This is a genomic window from Neobacillus sp. YIM B06451 (assembly GCF_032667185.1).
GTDB lineage: Bacteria > Bacillota > Bacilli > Bacillales > Cytobacillaceae > Bacillus_D.
Window position 1 is genome coordinate 879,184 of the sequence record NZ_JAVFKJ010000001.1, and the last position, 19,980, is coordinate 899,163.

At 44.0% G+C, this 19,980-nt stretch carries 28 protein-coding genes; 19 read left to right on the forward strand and 9 right to left on the reverse strand.

Annotated features, from left to right (window positions below; genetic code table 11):
• Positions 1-159 precede the first annotated feature (159 nt).
• The 5 genes from desA (at position 160) to RB160_RS04250 (ending at position 4,077) form a co-directional block, all read left to right on the forward strand.
• On the forward strand, positions 160-1,197 hold the full coding sequence (gene desA / locus RB160_RS04230) for a Delta(5) desaturase DesA (protein WP_316568951.1): 1,038 nt from the start codon (positions 160-162) through the stop codon (positions 1,195-1,197).
• Between the two features lie 131 nt (positions 1,198-1,328).
• Positions 1,329-2,465: a sensor histidine kinase gene (locus RB160_RS04235; RefSeq protein ID WP_316568952.1), complete on the forward strand. Its 1,137-nt coding sequence runs from the start codon at positions 1,329-1,331 to the stop codon at positions 2,463-2,465.
• Complete coding sequence (locus RB160_RS04240; protein ID WP_316568953.1) at positions 2,462-3,061, forward strand: response regulator; 600 nt, start codon at positions 2,462-2,464, stop codon at positions 3,059-3,061. Before RB160_RS04235 ends, RB160_RS04240 begins: the two co-directional genes overlap by 4 nt.
• 107 nt (positions 3,062-3,168) lie before the next feature.
• Positions 3,169-3,726 (forward strand): hypothetical protein, encoded by a 558-nt coding sequence (locus RB160_RS04245; RefSeq protein WP_316568954.1) that lies wholly within the window; start codon positions 3,169-3,171, stop codon positions 3,724-3,726.
• A gap of 12 nt (positions 3,727-3,738) precedes the next feature.
• Positions 3,739-4,077, forward strand: a complete 339-nt coding sequence (locus RB160_RS04250) for a hypothetical protein (RefSeq protein ID WP_316568955.1) — start codon at positions 3,739-3,741, stop codon at positions 4,075-4,077.
• Positions 4,078-4,131: 54 nt separating this feature from the next.
• Here RB160_RS04250 and RB160_RS04255 read toward each other — a convergent pair whose 3' ends face one another.
• The 5 genes from RB160_RS04255 to RB160_RS04275 all read right to left on the reverse strand — a co-directional run bounded on the left by RB160_RS04255 (position 4,132) and on the right by RB160_RS04275 (position 7,654).
• On the reverse strand, positions 4,132-4,443 hold the full coding sequence (locus RB160_RS04255) for a hypothetical protein (RefSeq protein WP_316568956.1): 312 nt from the start codon (positions 4,441-4,443) through the stop codon (positions 4,132-4,134).
• Between the two features lie 266 nt (positions 4,444-4,709).
• On the reverse strand, positions 4,710-5,393 hold the full coding sequence (locus tag RB160_RS04260) for a Na-translocating system protein MpsC family protein (RefSeq protein ID WP_316568957.1): 684 nt from the start codon (positions 5,391-5,393) through the stop codon (positions 4,710-4,712).
• A 213-nt stretch (positions 5,394-5,606) separates the two neighbouring features.
• A complete protein-coding gene (gene pheA / locus RB160_RS04265; RefSeq protein ID WP_316568958.1) occupies positions 5,607-6,437 on the reverse strand; it encodes a prephenate dehydratase in 831 nt (276 codons plus the stop codon).
• A gap of 128 nt (positions 6,438-6,565) precedes the next feature.
• Complete coding sequence (locus RB160_RS04270) at positions 6,566-6,787, reverse strand: hypothetical protein (protein WP_316568959.1); 222 nt, start codon at positions 6,785-6,787, stop codon at positions 6,566-6,568.
• Between the two features lie 3 nt (positions 6,788-6,790).
• Positions 6,791-7,654, reverse strand: coding sequence for a deoxyribonuclease IV (locus RB160_RS04275; RefSeq protein WP_316568960.1), 864 nt, complete (start codon positions 7,652-7,654; stop codon positions 6,791-6,793).
• A gap of 449 nt (positions 7,655-8,103) precedes the next feature.
• Between RB160_RS04275 and RB160_RS04280 the strand changes: the two genes are divergently transcribed.
• The 3 genes from RB160_RS04280 to RB160_RS04290 all read left to right on the forward strand — a co-directional run bounded on the left by RB160_RS04280 (position 8,104) and on the right by RB160_RS04290 (position 9,796).
• The gene (locus RB160_RS04280) at positions 8,104-8,394 is read left to right on the forward strand and encodes a hypothetical protein (protein ID WP_316568961.1); all 291 of its coding nucleotides are present in this window, start codon (positions 8,104-8,106) and stop codon (positions 8,392-8,394) included.
• A gap of 792 nt (positions 8,395-9,186) precedes the next feature.
• Complete coding sequence (locus tag RB160_RS04285) at positions 9,187-9,441, forward strand: hypothetical protein (RefSeq protein ID WP_316568962.1); 255 nt, start codon at positions 9,187-9,189, stop codon at positions 9,439-9,441.
• Positions 9,442-9,514: 73 nt separating this feature from the next.
• The gene (locus RB160_RS04290) at positions 9,515-9,796 is read left to right on the forward strand and encodes a hypothetical protein (protein ID WP_316568963.1); all 282 of its coding nucleotides are present in this window, start codon (positions 9,515-9,517) and stop codon (positions 9,794-9,796) included.
• A 212-nt stretch (positions 9,797-10,008) separates the two neighbouring features.
• Here the strand turns inward: RB160_RS04290 and RB160_RS04295 are convergent, their stop codons facing one another.
• On the reverse strand, positions 10,009-10,767 hold the full coding sequence (locus RB160_RS04295) for an NERD domain-containing protein (RefSeq protein WP_316568964.1): 759 nt from the start codon (positions 10,765-10,767) through the stop codon (positions 10,009-10,011).
• Positions 10,768-10,936: 169 nt separating this feature from the next.
• Here RB160_RS04295 and RB160_RS04300 point away from each other — a divergent pair, with 169 nt between their 5' ends.
• Together RB160_RS04300 and RB160_RS04305 are read left to right on the forward strand one after the other, a co-directional pair.
• Positions 10,937-11,221 (forward strand): DUF6958 family protein, encoded by a 285-nt coding sequence (locus tag RB160_RS04300; protein WP_316568965.1) that lies wholly within the window; start codon positions 10,937-10,939, stop codon positions 11,219-11,221.
• A 36-nt stretch (positions 11,222-11,257) separates the two neighbouring features.
• On the forward strand, positions 11,258-12,007 hold the full coding sequence (locus RB160_RS04305) for a hypothetical protein (RefSeq protein ID WP_316568966.1): 750 nt from the start codon (positions 11,258-11,260) through the stop codon (positions 12,005-12,007).
• Positions 12,008-12,175: 168 nt separating this feature from the next.
• Here RB160_RS04305 and RB160_RS04310 read toward each other — a convergent pair whose 3' ends face one another.
• Complete coding sequence (locus RB160_RS04310) at positions 12,176-13,003, reverse strand: undecaprenyl-diphosphate phosphatase (protein WP_316568967.1); 828 nt, start codon at positions 13,001-13,003, stop codon at positions 12,176-12,178.
• A gap of 383 nt (positions 13,004-13,386) precedes the next feature.
• On the opposite strand from RB160_RS04310, the gene RB160_RS04315 reads away from it, so the two are divergent.
• From RB160_RS04315 to RB160_RS04335, 5 genes are all read left to right on the forward strand, one after another.
• Positions 13,387-13,998, forward strand: coding sequence for a hypothetical protein (locus RB160_RS04315; RefSeq protein ID WP_316568968.1), 612 nt, complete (start codon positions 13,387-13,389; stop codon positions 13,996-13,998).
• A gap of 1 nt (position 13,999) precedes the next feature.
• Entirely contained in the window at positions 14,000-14,386 is a 387-nt protein-coding gene (locus RB160_RS04320) for a DUF2500 domain-containing protein (RefSeq protein ID WP_316568969.1), read from the forward strand.
• A gap of 194 nt (positions 14,387-14,580) precedes the next feature.
• Positions 14,581-14,727 (forward strand): hypothetical protein, encoded by a 147-nt coding sequence (locus tag RB160_RS04325; RefSeq protein ID WP_316568970.1) that lies wholly within the window; start codon positions 14,581-14,583, stop codon positions 14,725-14,727.
• A gap of 77 nt (positions 14,728-14,804) precedes the next feature.
• Complete coding sequence (locus tag RB160_RS04330; RefSeq protein ID WP_316568971.1) at positions 14,805-15,137, forward strand: replicative helicase loader/inhibitor; 333 nt, start codon at positions 14,805-14,807, stop codon at positions 15,135-15,137.
• 204 nt (positions 15,138-15,341) lie between these two features.
• Entirely contained in the window at positions 15,342-16,181 is an 840-nt protein-coding gene (locus RB160_RS04335) for an STAS domain-containing protein (RefSeq protein ID WP_316568972.1), read from the forward strand.
• A gap of 183 nt (positions 16,182-16,364) precedes the next feature.
• Here RB160_RS04335 and RB160_RS04340 read toward each other — a convergent pair whose 3' ends face one another.
• Together RB160_RS04340 and RB160_RS04345 are read right to left on the reverse strand one after the other, a co-directional pair.
• Entirely contained in the window at positions 16,365-16,697 is a 333-nt protein-coding gene (locus RB160_RS04340; RefSeq protein WP_316568973.1) for a hypothetical protein, read from the reverse strand.
• 28 nt (positions 16,698-16,725) lie between these two features.
• On the reverse strand, positions 16,726-16,848 hold the full coding sequence (locus RB160_RS04345; RefSeq protein WP_316568974.1) for a hypothetical protein: 123 nt from the start codon (positions 16,846-16,848) through the stop codon (positions 16,726-16,728).
• A gap of 97 nt (positions 16,849-16,945) precedes the next feature.
• On the opposite strand from RB160_RS04345, the gene RB160_RS04350 reads away from it, so the two are divergent.
• The 4 genes from RB160_RS04350 (at position 16,946) to RB160_RS04365 (ending at position 19,952) form a co-directional block, all read left to right on the forward strand.
• Positions 16,946-17,392: a VanZ family protein gene (locus RB160_RS04350; protein ID WP_316568975.1), complete on the forward strand. Its 447-nt coding sequence runs from the start codon at positions 16,946-16,948 to the stop codon at positions 17,390-17,392.
• 73 nt (positions 17,393-17,465) lie between these two features.
• Positions 17,466-17,813, forward strand: coding sequence for a PadR family transcriptional regulator (locus RB160_RS04355; protein ID WP_316568976.1), 348 nt, complete (start codon positions 17,466-17,468; stop codon positions 17,811-17,813).
• A complete protein-coding gene (locus RB160_RS04360; protein ID WP_316568977.1) occupies positions 17,794-18,429 on the forward strand; it encodes an HAAS signaling domain-containing protein in 636 nt (211 codons plus the stop codon). The genes RB160_RS04355 and RB160_RS04360 overlap by 20 nt, the downstream gene beginning before the upstream one ends.
• Before the next feature lie 68 nt (positions 18,430-18,497).
• On the forward strand, positions 18,498-19,952 hold the full coding sequence (locus RB160_RS04365; RefSeq protein ID WP_316568978.1) for a DUF4153 domain-containing protein: 1,455 nt from the start codon (positions 18,498-18,500) through the stop codon (positions 19,950-19,952).
• Positions 19,953-19,980 lie beyond the last annotated feature (28 nt).

The window sequence follows — 19,980 nt, forward strand, 5'->3', positions numbered from 1 at the left end:
GCGAGTTTAGCACTAAATATTAGCACCAAATCATAAAAATAACTCCCAAACATGACATTTGTCATATGACACACATGACAGCTGCTACTGCACAGCCTTTTCCGTTTCCTATATAATCATGATACTTAGATTAAAAACGAAAGGGGCTTATATAACAAAATGACTGTACAAAACCAGCAAAAAGCTCTCAAGAAACAGGTTGCTCCTTATGAAAAATCCGACACTAAAAAAAGCGTAATCCAAATTTTGAACACAATCATCCCGTTTTTGGGCTTATGGTTCCTTGCTTACAAAGCATTGCCGATCAGCTATTTGTTAACTCTTGCACTGGCTATCATGGCATCAGGCTTTATGGTGCGGACGTTCATCATTTTCCATGACTGCTGCCACCATTCTTTTTTCAAAAACAGGAAAGCGAATAAGTTCGTGGGCACCATCACTGGCGTATTGACATTTTTCCCGTACAGCCAGTGGGGGCGCGACCATAACATCCACCACGCTACAAGCGGAAACCTGGACAAGCGCGGCACAGGCGACATTTGGGTCATGACCGTCGAAGAATACGCAAAAGCGACGCCAATGAAAAAATTGGGGTACAGGCTGTACCGTAACCCACTCGTCATGTTCGGCCTCGGCCCAATCTGGCTCGTAATCATCAAAAACAGGTTTAACCGCCGCGATGCGCGCATGCCTGAAAAAATGAACACTTGGCTCACGAACGTACTGATTGTCGCCATTACCGCGATTTTAGTATGGGCAATCGGCTGGAAGGCTTTCCTTATGGTCCAGCTTCCAATCATGTTTGTTGCGGGCGTGCTAGGCATCTGGCTTTTCTACATCCAGCACACATTCGAAGATTCATACTTCGAACACGATGGAGAGTGGGAATACGTCCTGGCTGCTGTTGAGGGCAGCTCTTTTTACAAGCTTCCGAAACTCCTGCAATGGGTGACAGGGAACATCGGCTACCACCATGTCCATCACCTTGCGCCAAGGGTTCCGAACTACAATCTAGAGGAAGTCCATAACAACACACAGCCACTGCAGCATGTTCCGACAGTGACATTGGCGACAAGCCTTGAATCACTGAAATTCCGCCTATGGGATGAGGAAAAGAAACGCTTCGTCGGCTATTCTGCAGCAAAATCGTTTTCCAAAAAGCCTGCTTCCATCAAAATGAAGCCGGAAACCGAATAAATCCAGCAAGTGAAATTCTCCACTTTCCGCTCCCCTCACTGAAGGGGAGTGTTTTTGTATAGCTAGGGTGGAGGAAACAAAGTAATATGGTAAAATACCGGTAAGAGATTTCACTAAAACGAGGTTCGCATATGTTTAAAAAATATTGGGCTCTGCTCGGGAGCACGGGGATTTCACCCTATATTTGGACAATCCTCGGAATCCTCCCGTTTTATTTTATATACCTTACTTCCTCGACTGTGAAAATAATGGCGGGGATCATCCTGACACTTTCATTCTTCGCGATTTACCGGCTCGCTTTTATCTCAAAGGGCTGGACGGTTTATATTTGGACGCTCCTCTTAACTGGCATATCAATCGCACTTACAAGCTTGTTCAGCTACGTGTATTTCGCGTTTTTCATCGCGTATTTCATTGGCAATATACGCAACAAGATTCCGTTCTACGTCCTGTACTCCATCAACCTTGCAGGAATGGTCATCGCGATCAATTTAAAATTCATCCTGCGCGATGAATTTTTGCTGAGGCAATTGCCGCTCGTTGTCATCGTTGTCCTTAGCCTGATCCTCCTGCCATTCAGCCTCCGCCACCGGAACGAGCGTGGGTTGCTTGAGGAAAAGCTCGAGGATGCGAACAAGCGGATTTCCGAGCTGATCAAAATCGAGGAGCGCCAGCGGATTGCCCGCGACCTCCATGATACGCTTGGCCAAAAGCTATCCTTGATCGGCCTAAAAAGCGACCTAGCGAGGAGGCTGATTTCCAAGGATCCCGCCCGAGCAGCCGACGAATTAAAGGATGTTCAGCAAACAGCAAGGACAGCCTTGAACGAAGTACGAAAAATGGTCGCCCAAATGCGAGGAATCCGGCTCAGCGAAGAAATCGTCCGCGTCGAGGAATTGCTCGAAGCCGCGCAAATCAAATTTACCGGAAGCCAGGAATGGTCGCTTCCGAACGTACCGCTCCTTGTCGAAAACATCTTAAGCATGTGCCTAAAGGAAGCCGTAACGAATGTCGTCCGGCACAGCGGCGCAACCCGGTGTGAAATAACATTAACCCACACGAATAAAGAAATTTTGCTTTCAGTGAAAGATAACGGAAAAGGAAATGTCGGCAAAGAGCATTTTTCAAAAGGAAGCGGACTGTCCGGCATGAGGGAACGGCTTGATTTTGTCAACGGAACTCTTGATGTTGAATCGAACGGAGGAACGGAATTGCTGATACGCGTACCGACCATCGTCAAACATTTAGAAAAGGAGGGCTTGAGATGATTCGGATTGTCATTGCGGAAGACCAACGGATGCTCCTCGGCGCATTCGGGTCTCTAATAAACCTTGAAGAAGACATGGAGGTTGTCGGAATGGCAGCGAACGGGGAAGAGGCAGTCAAGCTCGTCCGTTCGCTCCAGCCTGATGTGTGCATCATGGATATTGAAATGCCGGGCAAAAGCGGCCTTGAAGCAGCGGAAGAACTGAAAGACTCGGACTGCAAAATCATGATTCTTACAACGTTTGCCCGCCCCGGTTATTTCAAGCGCGCCTTGAAAGCAGGAGTCACAGCATATTTGCTCAAAGACGGCCCAAGCGAAGAACTCGCCGGCTCAATCCGAAGCGTCATGGCGGGAAAACGAATCTACGCACCGGAGCTAATGGACGATTTATACAGCGAGGACAACCCTTTGACAGAAAGAGAAATGGACGTCCTCGGCCTCATCGCCGACGGCAAAAACACAAAGGAAATCGCTAGTGAACTCACACTGTCCACCGGAACTGTCCGGAACTATATCTCCACCATCCTCGACAAACTCCAAGTTAAAAACCGAATCGAAGCCATCACCCACTCCAAGGAAAAGGGTTGGTTCAAGTAGAAAGCGGCGGGTCCAACCCGCTGTTTTTTCTATTTGTCAAAAACCCCCGGGTGCGAAAACTCCCCACAATAATAACCTAAGGATATACGTTCTTAGGAGGTCCAGGGATGTTCTTTTTTTGGAAAAATGCCTTTGGCGCCCACAAACGGATGGGAGCCCAATACAAAAAGCAGCCGATTGCACACCGTTCGGCGGAAATCGAAACCCCAACAATGCGGCAGCTCCCCAACGAAGCCTATTTCCGCCCATCCTGTTCGGCTGTTTTGAACAACCATTACACAGATTTCAGCTTTTTCACCCCATTCAACGAAAAATCCTATAAAGAAATCGTCATACCGCATTCATTGTTACGTTCCCCGCGTGATACCGTCCTGAATTATTTTAGTATTTTGCGCGACGCTGAAAACCTGGTGAAGGGGAAGAAGGGGGGATGCGGGACAGTCGGAATGGCGAATATTCCCTTTCCCATTGCGTATAAGATGCTTAGCGATCAATACCGTAAAAAACTCAGCTACTCAAACTACCTGAAGTCCTTTGAAGGGATAGGCCGGACACACTTGCTCGTTTTAGAGGAAGTGCCAGCCGACCGCCATGGCACGGATACATTTTTCATCGAACTAGAAACGATCGAAGGGTCGGATAAGGGCGTCACAACCTTTGCCTAATATTACGGGTATGTGGATGTAGTAAAAGAGAAAGGACTTTATACAATTGATTCGATTCGGCTTTTCGGAGAGGATTTTCTATGCGCTGCCTTTCATGGATGGGATCATGATGCAGTGGCAGTCGTTGAAATAAAATTCGGAGAATGGTGCAAGCTTGTTGAGAAGCTCAAACCCGTTAAACTGGAGGGACACCGGAAAACAATCGAATTTGCCGGAACGGATGGAAATGAATACCGCTTCATCTTTTTCCAGCTTGCAAACCATACGGATATCCTCGCCGCCCAGTATAGGAAGAAACCGGGCGGGGGCTGGGAAGCAATCCGCATCGTTCCTGAAAAATGCCTTCAGTAGGGAGGAGGGAGGGAGCTTTGACAGTTGGATGCCGTGCGGATATAACGGATTTCCTTATTCGGAATTGGTTGGTATGTTGTCAGACAAAATAATGGCTTGATGCCTCGTATAAAAATTCGAATAGCGGTAAAACAGCTCCAGCTGTACCTGCTGGTTGTTATATTCAGCTAGATACGTAGTTTTCAGTGGGGTGCTTTGCTTCGTAAATTGAATCGACGAGGCTTTGGCCAAGCCCTCCAGATAGCGTTCCAATTCATTTTTCTTTATTGTTGGCGATTTTCCTGGCGCAAGCTTGCTTTCCTGTTTTTCTTTTATTACTTTGTCTATTTTTTCGATAATCACATTTTCCCCGTAATCTTTTATCATTTTTTTATAAGTCTCATTCCTTTCCGGTGCATGATGAATAAACAGTAAATGGATAATAAAAAAAGCCAGAAAAGGAGAAGCGGCGGCTTCCCCTTTTCTGACTTATGTTTGGCTCGTGTCCATCCATTGCGATCAGAATGAATTCTATTTAACTGTTTAATTTGGTTGAAAAGTTGGCTGGCTAAGATTTTTGTCTTACCCTTCCATTATTGTAACATTGCCAATAGGGGCAATCAATACATTTTCCCGTTTTATCATTCGCTTTATCATTTTAAAATTAACAGTATATAGCTCAAATCCTTTTGGAAATTCCAGTCGACGAATACATCGTCAATCTGGGTGTGAAGGTAATTTTCAAAAGCCGCTTGGTGTTCACCAAGCAATTTCTTTTCAAGGCTTCGTTTCGCTAGTTTTAACGTTTCTTCGAAGCCAAGCAGGATTAATTCTTTCTCGATTTGGACAAGGATGCCTGCTCTTGCAATCAGAAGGACCCTTGAGCTCAGAAGCTCGGAATAGGTTTCCTCCGGCGGCTTCTGTGCAACTATACTTATATCGATGATTTCCCTGTGGATCTTTTCCTTGTTCCTGTATGGTTCTCGAAGCTTGGCGAATCCAGTAGGGGAGAGCACGACTATGAATGCACCGGTCTGCGATTCAAGGTTCCAGTCATAGTAAAATTCTTCAACAGTCCGCCCAATACTTATTGTGAAAAAGCTCTTAATTTCCTCAATTAATGTTTCCATAAGAAGATCGCGCGTTTTTTCAACATACACGTTTTGCTTGCTGAACATAAGCGATTTTTCCATCGGGGATAGGAAATTTGTAATATGGACGGTGATGAATGGCTCTGCGTACGTGCAATGGACCGCTCCCGGGCCCCGGCCAAAATTATCCCGAAGAAGCTTTCCTATATAACCGCTTACTTCTTTTTCAAGGGCAATAACTTCCATAAATATCCTCTCCCTACAGTATTTACCCTACTTATGTTTCCACCTTTTGTCCTATTTAAACGTTTTGTTAGGGAGTAGGATCGCGCTAGCACGAAAAAAGCCCGCTGGAAGCGGACTTTTCACATGGGTGGAATTTACTGAGCACCATCGCCAAATGGCGTTCTCCAGGTAAATTCAAGTTAGGTATAGTAAGAAACAATGACTGGCAATTTATTATAGCCTGCTCGTATCATAGCTGCCGAGCACCTGGACTTCGTGGCCAAACGCGCGCAGGATCGTGAGCGCCTTTCCTGTTTTTGCTTCATCCATTCCAGTTTCGGCTTCGATGAAAAAGTGGTATGTACCAAGCCTTTTTTTCGTAGGGCGAGATTCAATCCACGTCAAGTTGATGGACAGTGCGGAAAATACATTCAAAATAGACGACAAGACGCCCGACTGATCAAGTCCTGGGGCGATGAGAAGCATAACTTTATTCCGTTTATGGAAAGGCAGGACGTCCGGTCTCCGTTTTCCTACAACGAGGAAGCGGGTATGGTTTTCGCCATTGTCCTGGACAGAATCGTTGGCTATTTTAAGTCCGAACAGCCTGGCGGCGGCGCTGGAGGCTATTGCCCCGGCATCCGTCCTTCCCTGTTCCTTCAATGCTTTCGCAGCGGAAGAGGTGCTGTCGAATTCCTTCGTTTTCACACGGGATTCTTTTATAAAATCCTTGCACTGGGCAAGCGCCGGTGAAATCGACCAAACCTCGCGGATCGTTTCCATTGAGGCCCCTTCATTGACAAGCAGTTTGAGCGAGACAGGGAAAATGACTTCCGATTCAATGAAAAGATTGTTCGCCAGGAGTCCATCCGCGGTTATATTAATCGTTCCTTCAATCGAGTTTTCAATTGGCACGATGCCTTTATCAACCTTCCTGTCTCCAACCGCCTCGAGTACCTCGAGGATTGAGCCGCATAGCTGCCAATCGACATCCTTGTCGGTAAACGTCCGTAACGCAGCTTCTTCTGAAAAACTTCCATGAGGTCCTAAATACGCTACTTTCATTTCTATACACTCCTTTTTGCCATGTAATTAAGTATACACAATGGCGGCGGGAGGTCTAGCGTTTTTCGGATTTTTTCAAATTTATCGACAAAAAACCGGGATTCTTCCATTCAATCCCGGTTTTTTTGCTATTCTAAAATAACCCCGTCTTGGTAACCTGCCATGAAGCTGCCAAGGGTTTCCTCAAGGGATTCATTGTTTTCCGGTATCTGGACAATCAGTTCATTCCTTTGCCCAACGGCTGTAATCCCAACATTTTCGAATCGGTTAACGTTTAGTTGTACCCTAAGCGCTTCGGCGATTTTTTCCGCATCATAACCGTCCTGGATGATATAACGGACGTTCTTCATTTTTCATTCTCCTTTCTTCCGTGTAGTTTTTGCCGGTCTTGAAAGCTCTAACCGCTTTAGGACCCTTATTTCTTCCTCGTGTGAAACGCCATATTCGGACGGAGTTTCCAAAATGAATGGAATGTCTGAAAAGGCGGATATTATGCCGTCCATTTGCTCAGGAAGGATTTTGCCGCCTTTATAGATATTGGCGTGCCGGTCTTTCCTTGATCCGTGGGGATGCATAGAATTGTTTAAATGGATTGCCTTCAGGTGTTCCGTGTAGCCGAGAGAATCGGCTTTTTCTTTGAATGCCAGAGTATTCGAGCCATCCCACATTCCGCTTGCGAAGGCATGGCAAGTGTCCAGGCAAAAACCAATTTTCGCCGGATACTGGGATAAATTCCTTACCTGGACAAGTTCTTCAAGTTCGGTGCCGAGAGCTGCCTGTTTGCCCGCATTGTTTTCCAGAAGAAGCAGGCAGTCACCGTCCCATTTTTCTAGGATTGAATTGAGCATTTCCAACATAAGGTGATAGCTCGCAAGTGGATTTTCTTCGCTAATCCGGCTCCCGAAATGGACGACGATTCCCTTAGAACCGCAGGCATCCGCGATAGCGAGATCGTTCAGGATCGAAACGATATTCAGCTCTTGTTTTTCAGTAGGAGGGGTGATACTCGTCGGATAGGGAGTATGCGCGATTGAAAAAAGCCCATTCTCTTCGCAAAATCTCCTGCAGCTTTTAGCGTCAGCAAGATCGAATTCCTTAACTGAAAGGCTTCGGGGATTTTTCGGGAAGTATTGAAACGCCTGGGCGCCAATTTGCTTTGCATGCTTAGCGGCGGATAGATACCCTCCACGGATACTCACATGGCAGCCGAATATCATTTCGGGCCACATCCTTTTTTGATTAGCCTTCAGCAGAAAGGGGGTTTCTATTCGTAACCGAGGCAGCGAAATTGTACAAGAGGCTGCGTCCAGATAACGTCACATGCCTTTTTAAATGCGGGTACGTCTGGTTTTACGAAATGCTGTACAGAATATAGGTTAACTTCTGACTCGTTTGCTTCGAATTTGTGAAAGCGGTTCGAACTTGAAGCACCTTCTGACTGGATTGCCTCATTTTTATGATAAGCTGTCAGAAGTAAAGGCATCTTCTGACTTGATTGCCCCAATTTTCCGAAAAGCTGTCAGAACCAGGATAACTACTGACCCATAATCAAAAACTCACTAATATTACACATTGGGGGTTAATACTCGGTGACGAAGCGAATAGCCCGCGTCCGGGGAGGGCACACTACCGTGGGATTGACAGTCACTCGGAAAGGGGAATGAAGATGAAGGAACTTTTACAGCAGGTAAAAAAAGAGTTGGAAAAAGCGTTTGACCACCCGGAAATGCATAACTTAGATGAGAGTATTGCCAAGCTCCGATCTGCGCTTGAACATCACGGCGATAAAGGGACAATGATTAATGATGCGATTACTGCGCTTACCCAGGCGAGGAATGCCGCTGCTGAACTTGAACATGCGGGAACGGATTCATCCTCTGCTGCATTCGGGGAGGCGTTCAATGCATTGGACCAGGCAATTGAATCGTATACAAATCCAAACAACGACCCTTTTTAAAAGCGAAAAGCACCAGATTAACGGGTTTACTACAGAGGTGCAAACATATAAAACACATAGGAAAAACGCACTTGAATTTACAGCATAATTCACAGTGCGTTTTTTATTGATATATCAACGTTTTTGCTTATTTTAATCGCTCAATCCGGATTAAATCACACAGTAAATCACAAGATATGAATTCATTATTGGAAGGTGTGTGAATTTGTATGTGATTTAGTGAGTGAAATGAGTTACAATCACGAAGCATTTTGGATATTTATGTTAAAAGGATAGTAGGGAAATTAAGTAATTTGTGCAAAGATGTACTTACGCTAACGGTGCAAAATAGTGCAAGAAGGAATTTCCGCTTTTTGTTAGAATTTAAAATGTAATAAGAATATAGGGGGCATTACCTTGGAATTCTTAATGATCTTTAGCTTCCACTTCTTTATTATGGGTTCAATTGTAATGCTTTTAAGCGGACTAATAAGTTTCTTTTTCCCAAAGATTACAGTTTTCATTGTAGTTGTGTTACTAAGTATGTTAATAGGCTATACCTATTCAGTGGTTTATGAGGTCCCTAATTTAGCTTTGTTCTCCGTAATATTAAACGGTATCCTGTCACTTCTGGCTGTTGGATTAGTGAAGACATACTTCTACTCGAAACAAAAGGTGACGGAAGAAATTAATGATAAATATTATTGAAAAGTTCTTTATGCGCTGCCTAAAGTGGCAGCTTTATTTAACGGGGAGCTCAATAAGTTTCATTCTATAAAAAGTATTAATGTGTTATTGAAGGGAGTAATTAACTTGTCTATATTAGACGTTTTATTTAATAAAGAAATAGTATATACGGCAACAAATCACAATGATTATTTTAAAGTAGCCCAAGCATTCAAAAATGGTGGATTGAAGTATAAGGTTAAACAACAATCCCCTAATAGTTCACCTGGTCAACCGTTTAGTGCTGATGAATTTAGGCAACCTGTTATATACGATTTTTATGTAAATAAGAATGAACGGAATATTGCCCAACTGTTGCTTTCCAAATTAAACAAATATTAATCGGGTTTGAGATTATTCAACAAACAGGGAAGTTTAATTCAACATATATTTTTAAAATTCGGAGGGAAGTAAAATGAACGCTATTTATCGTTGGATTGTTTTTATTTTTCTTGCTTTCATTTCCGTTTTAATGGTCAATAAAGGATTAGATTTATGGTCTCTTGGTACAAATGTGGATGGTGATGGCATTGGAGTAACCTTTTTAGGATTAGAAATAAATGACCGAGTACCAGAAGCAAATATTCCTACCTATGCAATTGGTTTCTTTGTTGCAAGTTTTATTACTTTGTTGATTGCCCTTGTGCTTGTTGTAAAAACTTTTTTAAAGTTTAGTGCTAACACAACAGCAAGTTAAGTGGTTGTATACCCAACAAACTAGTGCTTTAGCTAAATAATATAATACAAAAAAGGCTTAGGGTTGAAAACAACACTAAGCCTTTTTGCCCTGTGATTTGTGTTGTGATATCTTGTGCGATTAGGACTATGAATCAATGTTTTGCACCTCACAAGTAAACCCGTTACACCCAGATTCGGTTACTTTTTTTGTTTAATGTCTGTGAAAGAGCTTTAGGCAATAAACCGGCATTTTGGGTAGTTGGAGCAGCCTTTGAATGAGCCGCCTTTGCCAATTCGGGTGATAAGATGGCCACCGCATCGGGGGCAAATATTGTTGGCGATTTGAAGTTTCCTTTCTTGCATCGTACTCTTAATATTCCTAATATGGTTGTCGCTTTGGATTTTTCTGGCCTGCCTGTCGTGTATGTATAATTTCGATAGAAGGAGTCTAATTTTTTCCTGTCGGAATTTCGTTAGCGGGTTGTCAGACGGCTTCGACACAATCAGGGGCAGGAGATCCCTGATGTGGACGACATCCGCCCCCTTTATAGGCTGTTTTAATTTCAAGGTGGCGTTGTGGCAAAACACCACGATTGAATAAAAAGGGATGTCCGCAGCAGCATCGCCTAGGAACTCCTTCACTGCTTTTATGTGTCCGTAATTTTGCCAAACTGGATTTGGAAAATAAGAACGGTGTTTATAGTTGATGGCGGTCCAGCTAGGGCTGGTCTCCGTACCCGTTATCCATCCGTTGTAATTCTTTGTTTCTATGACAAATATCCCTTTGGTGGAGATAAAGATATGGTCAATCTGGCTTGTTTGGCCATTCTCTTTGGGAATATACAAGTCATTCAACAGGATATGGGTTTCAGCTTCAAGCGTCTGCAAGAGCCTGCTGACCTGTTTTTCACCAACCCTTCCCTTGAAGGAAGCCGGATTGAATAAAAGCTCCTTGAACGTATCCAAAAGATCTGCCAGGAAAGTACCCATACAAACAACTCCCACTAACAACATATAGGACTATCATACCATAATGAACCGCCAGGAAAGGATAAATTTTACAAAAATTGTCCATAAAAGCGAATAGTGACTGTAATTCAATTAATAATTGTCGAGATGGTGGAAATCATTTATTTTAATAAAGGGGGAGTGGAAAAAAATGACTAAGATTCAACTGCTAAATCCGGTACCCGGAAAAAAAGGTGCCGCAATCGAAGAACAAAAATATCTCACTGTGAAGGAAACGATCCTGGCTATCCTTAACGATAGAGGAACCATCACATTCAAGGAGCTTATGGAGGAGGTTGGCAACCGTTTGAAAGGCAGTTTTGATGGCTCGCCTTCCTGGTATTGTACCGCTGTGAAGCTCGATCTTGAAGCTAGAGGCGTGATTGAAAGAATAAGTGGGGAAAGCCCGCAAAAGCTTAGGCTGCACAAAAGGTAATCAGTACTAAAAAAAATATGTGACAGGAAGTGTTCTATGAAAAGAAAATCGAGTTATGCGGCAATTATAATCATGTTGCTTTTGTTCGGCACCGGCGTCCTTGCTTATTATTTTTATTTCCAGCCGAAAAAGGAGTTGGCAGCCGCGGAGGAGATGATGCTGGAGCAGCTTTCAGCAACATATGGCAAACAATTCGAGGTAAGTGAGATAGAATATGGAAAGGCGCTTGGCGACAGGGAAGGGACATACACGTCGATGGTGTACCCAGCTGGCGACAAACATTTAACGTTCCAGGTCCACGTCGCGGAAAATGGCAAAATTATTGACGAATCCTTTAAGGAAACAAAATGGAGAAGTGAAGCAATTCAATCCTGGAAGCCTTTCATGGGTAAGTTTGGACACGTTTCCTATGCGATTAACATCAGTATTCCGGAAGATGTAGCCAAACAATATAATTTGGAAGATACATATAATCAAATCTATCAAAAACACAAACATGTAATGAGCGAGTACATTTTTATTGCAGAAATCGAAAAATCGTTTGATAAGGAAAAAGAAAGAGGCAAGGTTGCCGATTTACTTGACCACACAAAACAGAGGGAACTTAAGGATTTCTCAATTGAATGGCTCTACTACGAGGAAGGAAAACAAGACCCCGATGTTTTTAAGATGAAAGAAGAAATCCCAGCGTACAGCTGGCGCACCTCAAAAGAACAACTGCCGGAGAATAAGGCAGAGAAAAATCTCGATCAATTTTTTATGGATCATAAAGCCCCGGGCAAATAAAATAGCGAATAATAAGGCTCATACTGTGTGGTTGATTTGCCACAAGCACGGATGGAACTAGGCCGCTGTGGTCCAGGTTTATTTTTGTGCAGACGATGAGGGTCCGCAAAGTAGTGTGATTCACCTGCATGAAAAAAGGACTCCTAAAATTCAGGAGTCCACTTTTCGTTAAAAGTAGAGAAAATAAATGAATCCTGCAAGCAAAATCCTGTAAATCGCAAACGGTACAAGCTTAATCCGGTTGATTAGCTTCAGGAAAAAGCGGATCGATATAAGCGCGACGACAAATGCGGCGATGAATCCGGTGATGAAAAAGGGCAGGACGTCGATGGTGAAGTACTGCCAATTTTTCAAAAGGGAGATTCCACTTGCTCCCGCCATAATTGGTACCGCCATAATGAACGTAAAGTCCGATGCGGCGCGGTGGCTCATTCCGAGAAGGACACCGCCCGCAATCGTCGAACCCGAACGGGAAAAGCCCGGCCATAGACCGAGGCACTGAAATAAACCAATCCCGAGTGCTTGCTTGTAGCCAACTTGGTCGACGGTTTCCGCTTTTGGCTTTTTTGGCCGAGCATAATCGGCGATAATCATTAAAATTGCTCCAAGTACCAAGCCAATAACGACGGTTTTCACCGAAAAAAGATAAGTATCGATATAATCCTCGAACATTAACCCCGTTATTCCGGCGGGGAGGAGGCCAACGAAAATTTTCGGAAGGCTTAATGTTTCTCCGGCTGCCTCGGTTGGTGTTTTTTTCGAGAGGCCGAGTAGGCTCAAGATCCGTTCCTTAAACACTATAACGACTGCGAGTATCGAGCCAAGCTGGATAACAACTTTAAACGTGTTGGCTACTGGCGGTGTGAAAAGTTCTTTTGAGTGTAGCAGCAAGTCATCAACGAGTATCATATGGCCTGTAGAGGAAACAGGCGCAAATTCGGTTAAACCTTCAACAATTCCAAGTATGAGTGCAACAATTAATTCCCAAAAATTCATTTTTCAAACTCCAATTCTAGTAGCAATTTAGTAGCAAAAAGAAATGTGTAAACTCTGTCTAGCTCCAGCGCCCAGCGCCTAGTGTACTTCGGTCCCCTCGCTACGATAAGTCAACATCGATTCACTTACGTTCATCGTGTTTCCTTTATCTCCATCGGGGCCCTCCAGTCCATACGGCGCTAAACGGGCGCTTGCGCTTTTCTTATTTGCCTAAGAGTAAATGATAAAGGAATTTGCTGAATCAGACAAGGAAAAAGGGGAAAGGAAAACGAATCTAGTTTACATAACATAAATATAGTAAACAAATTGCCGTCCCCCAACTTAATTTAATTTGTGGTAAAGTAAATATTATGAATGGTTTGGAAATTGTAGGAGGTACAAAGATGTTTTTTTGGTATTTGGGCTTATTCATTCTTGCTTTTACTATGGGGATGCTGGATTTTTCCCCGTTCTTAACCTTTTTGGCTGTTGCGTTGTACATAATCGTAAGCATCCCTTATATTATGCCGCTTCTCTGGAGCAAGGATACCAAAAGGATGTTCGCTTATTTACAAAAATCGCGTAATCTATATTATCGGTTTTTGTATTATCTACTTAATGGAGAAACGGATTCAGCGGCGCAAATTGCCAATAAGATGAGGGCGGGCTACATAAAGGATATGGCACATGCCATGCTGTACCTGAAGGAGAAGCAATTTGGTGATGCAAGGGGACTCCTTTTAAAAATGAAAGAGGGTACGTTTAAACATTATTACCTCGCTGTGATTGCTCTTGAAGAAGGGGATGAAACGGGCTACAACAACCATCGCGGCCAGGTGGCTGACAAAGATTACCGGACATGGCTTGAGGTCGAGGAACACGCCATAATGGGCAACTATTCGGAAGCTTTATCACTTTTGGATACGCATATTTCAAAATTAAGAGGTATAAAACTGTTGTCTGCAACATATTACAGGGATGAATTGTTAAAGCGAAAAAAGGTTAAGGAGGGGTAAGATGGGTGGTTTTCCTGAAGATTCCTTTATGTTTAATATGGTTCCTGTTTTTGTCACGGTTATCTTCGTGGTAGTCATTGGACTTATTCTTTTTACGGTTTTCAAAGGAATTGGCGAATGGTCTAACAACAACAAACAGCCTCGTTTGAATGTGAAGGCGGTCGTCGTTTCTAAGAGAACAGAGGTAAGCGGCGGCTCCGGCGATTCCACCGCATCAACGTGGTATTACACCACATTTGAAGTCGAGAGCGGGGATAGAATGGAATTTGCAGTCAACGGGCAGGAATTTGGCCAGCTCGCGGAAGGTGATGCGGGAGAACTGACATTCCAGGGCACCCGATACCATGGTTTCACCCGCACAAAAGCCTTTGCAGCGAAAGACTTCTAACCAAGCCAGAAAAGGCTAGACCCCTCCTATATATCGACAATGCCAAATTGGATTTGTCTCTCATCAATAGTACTGGCAATTTTTAGAGCAATAAACTATACTGAAAAGTAGGAATATTAAAAAATAGACAGGATCCTTGTATGCATGAACACATGGAATTTGTGGAAAAGTAAGCCGACAAGGAGGGAAAACAGATGGAAATGAAACCACTTCATTTTGATGGCAGCATTCATCCAGAGGGAAACGAGGAGAACCAGGCAATTTCACAGCCTTTCGTCCTCACGGATGAAGCGAGGCTGAGCATTGGCAAGAACCCTTACTCTCTTGACCACGGCGAGTAACCGAATTTCCTGTTTATTTTATTTGGTAAAGGCGGGCCAGACAGGATTTGGGACAATATAGCGGGAGGTAAAAGTGAATGGAGAAGCATGAATTGATGAAAATTCTGGTGCTGATCGAATCTGTTTATCCTGAGTTTACGGTGAAAGATGAAACGGTTGAGAACTGGTTTGCTGTTTGCCGGGAAATGGATTATTCGCTGGTGATGAAAAAGCTTTCCGCCCATATCAGGAAAAGCCCTTATCCTCCATTGATGGCCGAAATCGCCGTATACAATGAGGATGATCTATTAAGCGGAAGGGAAGGCATGCTTTTGGAAGAAGAGGGATGGATTCAAATGAAGCATGACAGCCTTCTGCCAAAAGAGCCGCCGCAAATGCCATGGCAGAACGAATATTTTGCAGGCCTATAAAAAAACCTTAAGAAAAGCCGCAAAAAACCTTTCAACGCATGCGCACAAGCCAATTAAATAACAAATTGAACCCCTAAAAGCCTGCATATCGCGGGCTTTTTCATATTGGGAACTAATTTTTATGGATAGAAGCAGCGTATGATTTTAGATATTCGATTATATTCGCTAAAATAGGATAGACAGGCAAAAATGGGGGGGAAATTCATGGCATTAAACAACGAATTATACGAATTTTTTATGAGCAGAACATGGCAGCTATCGGAAGACTGGTATGCTATGGTCGATGACAAAGATCCTTCTTCCGTTTATTCAACCAATAACCCTGACATCATAGCCGAACTGAAACGGCAGAACCAGGAGTATTTCCTGCGCTTTTATAAGCTGTTTACGAAAGGCGAGGCCCATCTACAAGGTGAATTCAGGAAATGGTCACAGGATTTGGCTGACGACGCCAAGCATTTGGAAACTCCGTTGCATTATGTGATCCGGGAATACATGAACAGCCAGAAAGTAGCATTAAAATACATAAACCAATTCATTCGGCAAAACGAAGAACGCGTAAGCCTGGAGCAGGCGCTATCTTGGTACGAAACGACAATAAACGCATTCAATCTTTCAATCGCAATCTTTGTGGAAAGCTATTACAAAAAGACAATGCTTCGTCTGACCTCTCAAAACGATTTAATCAATGAGCTCAGTTCACCTGTTATCAAGCTTCAAGGAGATTCGGCCCTTTTGCCGCTAATCGGAGACATTGATACGGCCCGCGCGAAAATTATTCTGGAAAACACCCTGACCCAGTGCGTCGAACAGGGCGTTTCAAGCCTGTGCATCGACCTTTCCGGAGTTGCGATAATGGATACAATGGTCGCGAATGAACTGTTTAACCTTATTAAGGCACTGAAATTGATCGGCGTCCGAACAACCTTATCAGGGATTCGGCCGGAAATCGCGCAAACGGCTGTTCAGCTTGGCCTAAAATTCGAAAATGTAGCCATCCTGCCATCGCTTACCCAGGCACTTGATTCGATAAAGCACTCCTAACCGATAGAAAAATGGCCTCCAGCTCCAGCAAGCGGTGGGGCCATTTGTTTTTAAGAAAGTATGGGTTCTACTTCAGCAAAACCCTTTGTTTTCCTGAACATCATTTCATGGGGAAAATTCCCCAGTGCTTCGGAAGGGTCCAGCACCATGAAATGAAGGCTATTCACCATATCCCGATCGTATTTAACCAAAAGGATTAGGATTATACTCACTTTTTTTCGCCAATTCGACATTTGCCAAGAGTTCCTGCCGCTTTTTATCGGCCCTCATGAAAAGCCGGTCGAAAAAGCCAGGCTCATACGATGAAAGCCTTGCCAGCGCTGCTTTTTCCTTTGGCCCGAGACTATTGCTATCAAAGTCTATCTTCCTGCTAGCAACCTCTAGCCAATTGATAGGCTCGTCGCATTCATGATGGATGGAGGTCAGCATCGCCAGTTTGTTATCAAACAATTCCACCTGAAGGCGGGCATATTCCTGTTCCTGCAGCTTTAGGCTTTCCCGTTCGAGCCGCGCCAATTCGCTTCTCCTCCTATACGCCTCACTTTTATAAGCCCTGCCACCGCTCGAAGATGAATAGGATAACCCGCTTCCGGGAAATCCGGCCGTTGAAGTCCGTCATCCGAACCCCAGGCGCTATTTTGAAGCTCTTGCGAAACCTCATTCCCATTTTCCAACCCTCCTAAATATTAATTCGCATTTTCATTATCACACCGCCAGAAATCATTTACAATGTAAAAAGACCAACAGAAAGTGGGCGGAAACGAGTGAAGAAAATCCTGAAAGCATTTGTATGGACATGTTTTTCTTTTTACACAATCGTATTATTTTATCTCTTATTTTTCTCCGCCTATCGGACAGGGGTGAAGGGAATCATTGATTATAACCTTATCCCTTTTCACACAATACAACGGTATTTTTCTTCCTGGAACGGTTTGGGGCCCAGCCTGTTAACGGATGAATTTTTCGGAAACATCCTAGCATTCCTTCCGTTCGGTTTTTTCATACCCTTTCTTTTTGGAAAATTGGCCACCTGGGCCAAGATAGTGGCTTGTTCGTTTTTGTTGTCCCTTTCCGTTGAAATAGCCCAGTTTGCTTTCAGGGTTGGCGCTTTTGATGTTGATGACCTGTTCCTCAATACATTGGGAGGGATGATTGGGTTTGGAGTTTACGCTTTGTTAAGAAGAGTTGTTCCAATTAGCAAAAATATTTAAATATGACTTTACATTCAGTGGACTTTAAGTGTAGTATTTCTATATACCTAACAAATCTAGGTAGGTGATAAAGATGTTCAATCGTGAACTTGTTAAAGGAAGCACATCGCTTTTGCTCCTTCAGTTGCTCGCAGACCGGGATATGTACGGGTATGAGCTCGTCAAGGAACTAGAAGCAAGGAGCGGCAACGGTTTTACCGTGAAGGAGGGCACCCTTTACCCAGCGCTTCACAAGCTTGAAAAACAGGAATATATAGAGTTTTACTGGCAGGAGCAAGAAAAGGGCCCGGCAAGGAAATATTACCGGATTACGGAAGAGGGCCGGAATCTGCTGATAGAAAAAACACGTGAATGGCAGGATTTTGTTCAAATGATGAACAAAATGATTGGGAGAACGGACCATGGAACAGCTGAAGAATGATTTTCTAAGTGAACTTGAACGGAGGCTGGGATCCTTTAAAGAAAAGGATTCCATCCTGCTCGAATACGAATCGCATCTCGATGAAATGCTTGTCGAATTCATGTCATCCGATGAGGAAGAAGCCAGAAAGGTGGTTTACAAAAGGCTCGGGAGCCCTGAAGAAATCGCCGCCATTTGGAAAGAGGAACTTTCAGTCACACCGAGTAATATGAAGTGGCTTTTCGTGCTCCTGAATGTTTTCCTGTTTACCGGCGGGGCGGCTCTGACAGTAGCTCATAATGTTTTGGAATGGGAATGGCTCGGATATTTATGGAGCTACCTGACATCTATACCGTTCATTATCGCATTTGTCTACATATTCTTTTGGGCGCTGCTCGGCTATGAAATAGGCCGGAGTTTCGGGCATAAGGGAAGGTCACTCGTCAAAAAAACCTTTTTGCTGGCGCTTATCCCAAATTTGACTCTGATGTTGCTGACGGTGTCCGGAGCGATCCCGCATGAGTGGTTCCATCCGCTATTGACCAAAGCCTTTATTACAGCTTGTATCGTCTTGACTGCCGCGCTGTATCCAATTTGCCTATTCGCATACAAATGGGGGCGCAAGGCATCGGTATAAGCTTTTTTTTGCACATATACCTAGTAAATCTATATATAAAGGTAAACTATATACCAGGAGGGAAAACAATGGATATTAGAATGAGAAAAGAGGATTGGTTTTTTTTGGCGATCTGCCTCGGTATTGGAATTTTAGCGGAGGAATCTTTTACACGAAGCCAAATTGGTATTTCGTATTTTGTTTTCATTGCGGCATTCTATTCGGCTTTCTTCTGGAGGTTCCGCGGCTTCCCTTTCAGACACCAGCGCCTGGGCTGGCTCGTGCTAGGAGCAATTTGGCTGCTGTCAGCAAGTTATTTCCTTTTTGATTCTGATGTTTTTTACGGATTGAATCTCCTTGCCATTCCAGCCCTTGTCGTGTTCCATATTGCTCTCATCACGGGCCCGAAGCAAGTTAACTGGGCCCATCCAGTATTCCTGGTAATTATTTTAAAAAGGATTGGCGGTGCGATTGCCTATAATTTGGGGGTTACACGGTTGTTTGGACGGCTTGCGATTCGGAAAACAGGCGGGGGGAAAGGGGTTGTCGCAAAGAAAATCCTGATTGGTGCCGTCGTTTCCCTGCCTGTCCTCGCGGTTGTCCTCAACTTGCTAATTTCAGCGGATAGCCAATTCGAAAGGATTTTATCGGGATTCCCGGATTGGTTCAGTTTTAGCGGTGAGAATGTCTTCCGGATTGTAGCTGCCTTGTTTTACACATTTGCGTTTTTCGGGTTCCTCCAGGTCAATTTAAAAAGAAGGCTGGAAATCCAGGAGCTGAAAAATGGAGGGCCAGCTGCGCTGATCGATCCTGTTACTGCTCTGACTGTTCTTGTCATTCTTGATGCTGTGTATGTCATGTTCGTCGCCGTCCAGTTCAAATACTTTTTCAGCGGGACGCTTGGTGAAGGGTTTACGTATGCGGAGTATGCGCGTCGGGGATTTTTCGAACTTGTATTCGTTTCATTGATAAATTTGAGCGTTACGGTAGCTGTTCTTACTTTTTCAAAAAATGGGGGATTCCGCCTTTGGAGAACGGTTCAGGGGGCGCTCTCGGTTCTTGTGCTTTCGACCGGCGTCATCCTGACTTCCGCATTTATGAGGCTGATGATGTATGAAGAAGCATACGGTTTTACGTTTACAAGAGTTCTGGTCCATTCATTCATGATTTTCCTACTTGTCATTTTTTGCTATACGTTCGCTAAAATCTGGCTCGCCAGGCTGTCGCTTCTGCATTTTTACTTCATTTCCGCGCTTATTTTTTATACAGCGATTAACGTTGTCGGCATCGACAAGATCGTGGTCGACCGTAACCTCGATAGATTCGAGGAGACGGGAAAAATTGACCTCCGTTATTTGGCGTACATGTCGGATACAGGCACACTCGGGCTGATCAAACTGTACCGCGAACAGCCGGAAACACCAGGGCTAAAGGAACTGCTTTTGGAAAAGAAACAATCCTTGCCGGAACAAGAACGCTGGCAATCTTTTAACCTGACAAGGGAAAAGGCAGAAGAAGCGTTGAAGCAGCTTGGGTTGGAGTAGTAGAGCATGGTGGTTAGGGATGGGAAGG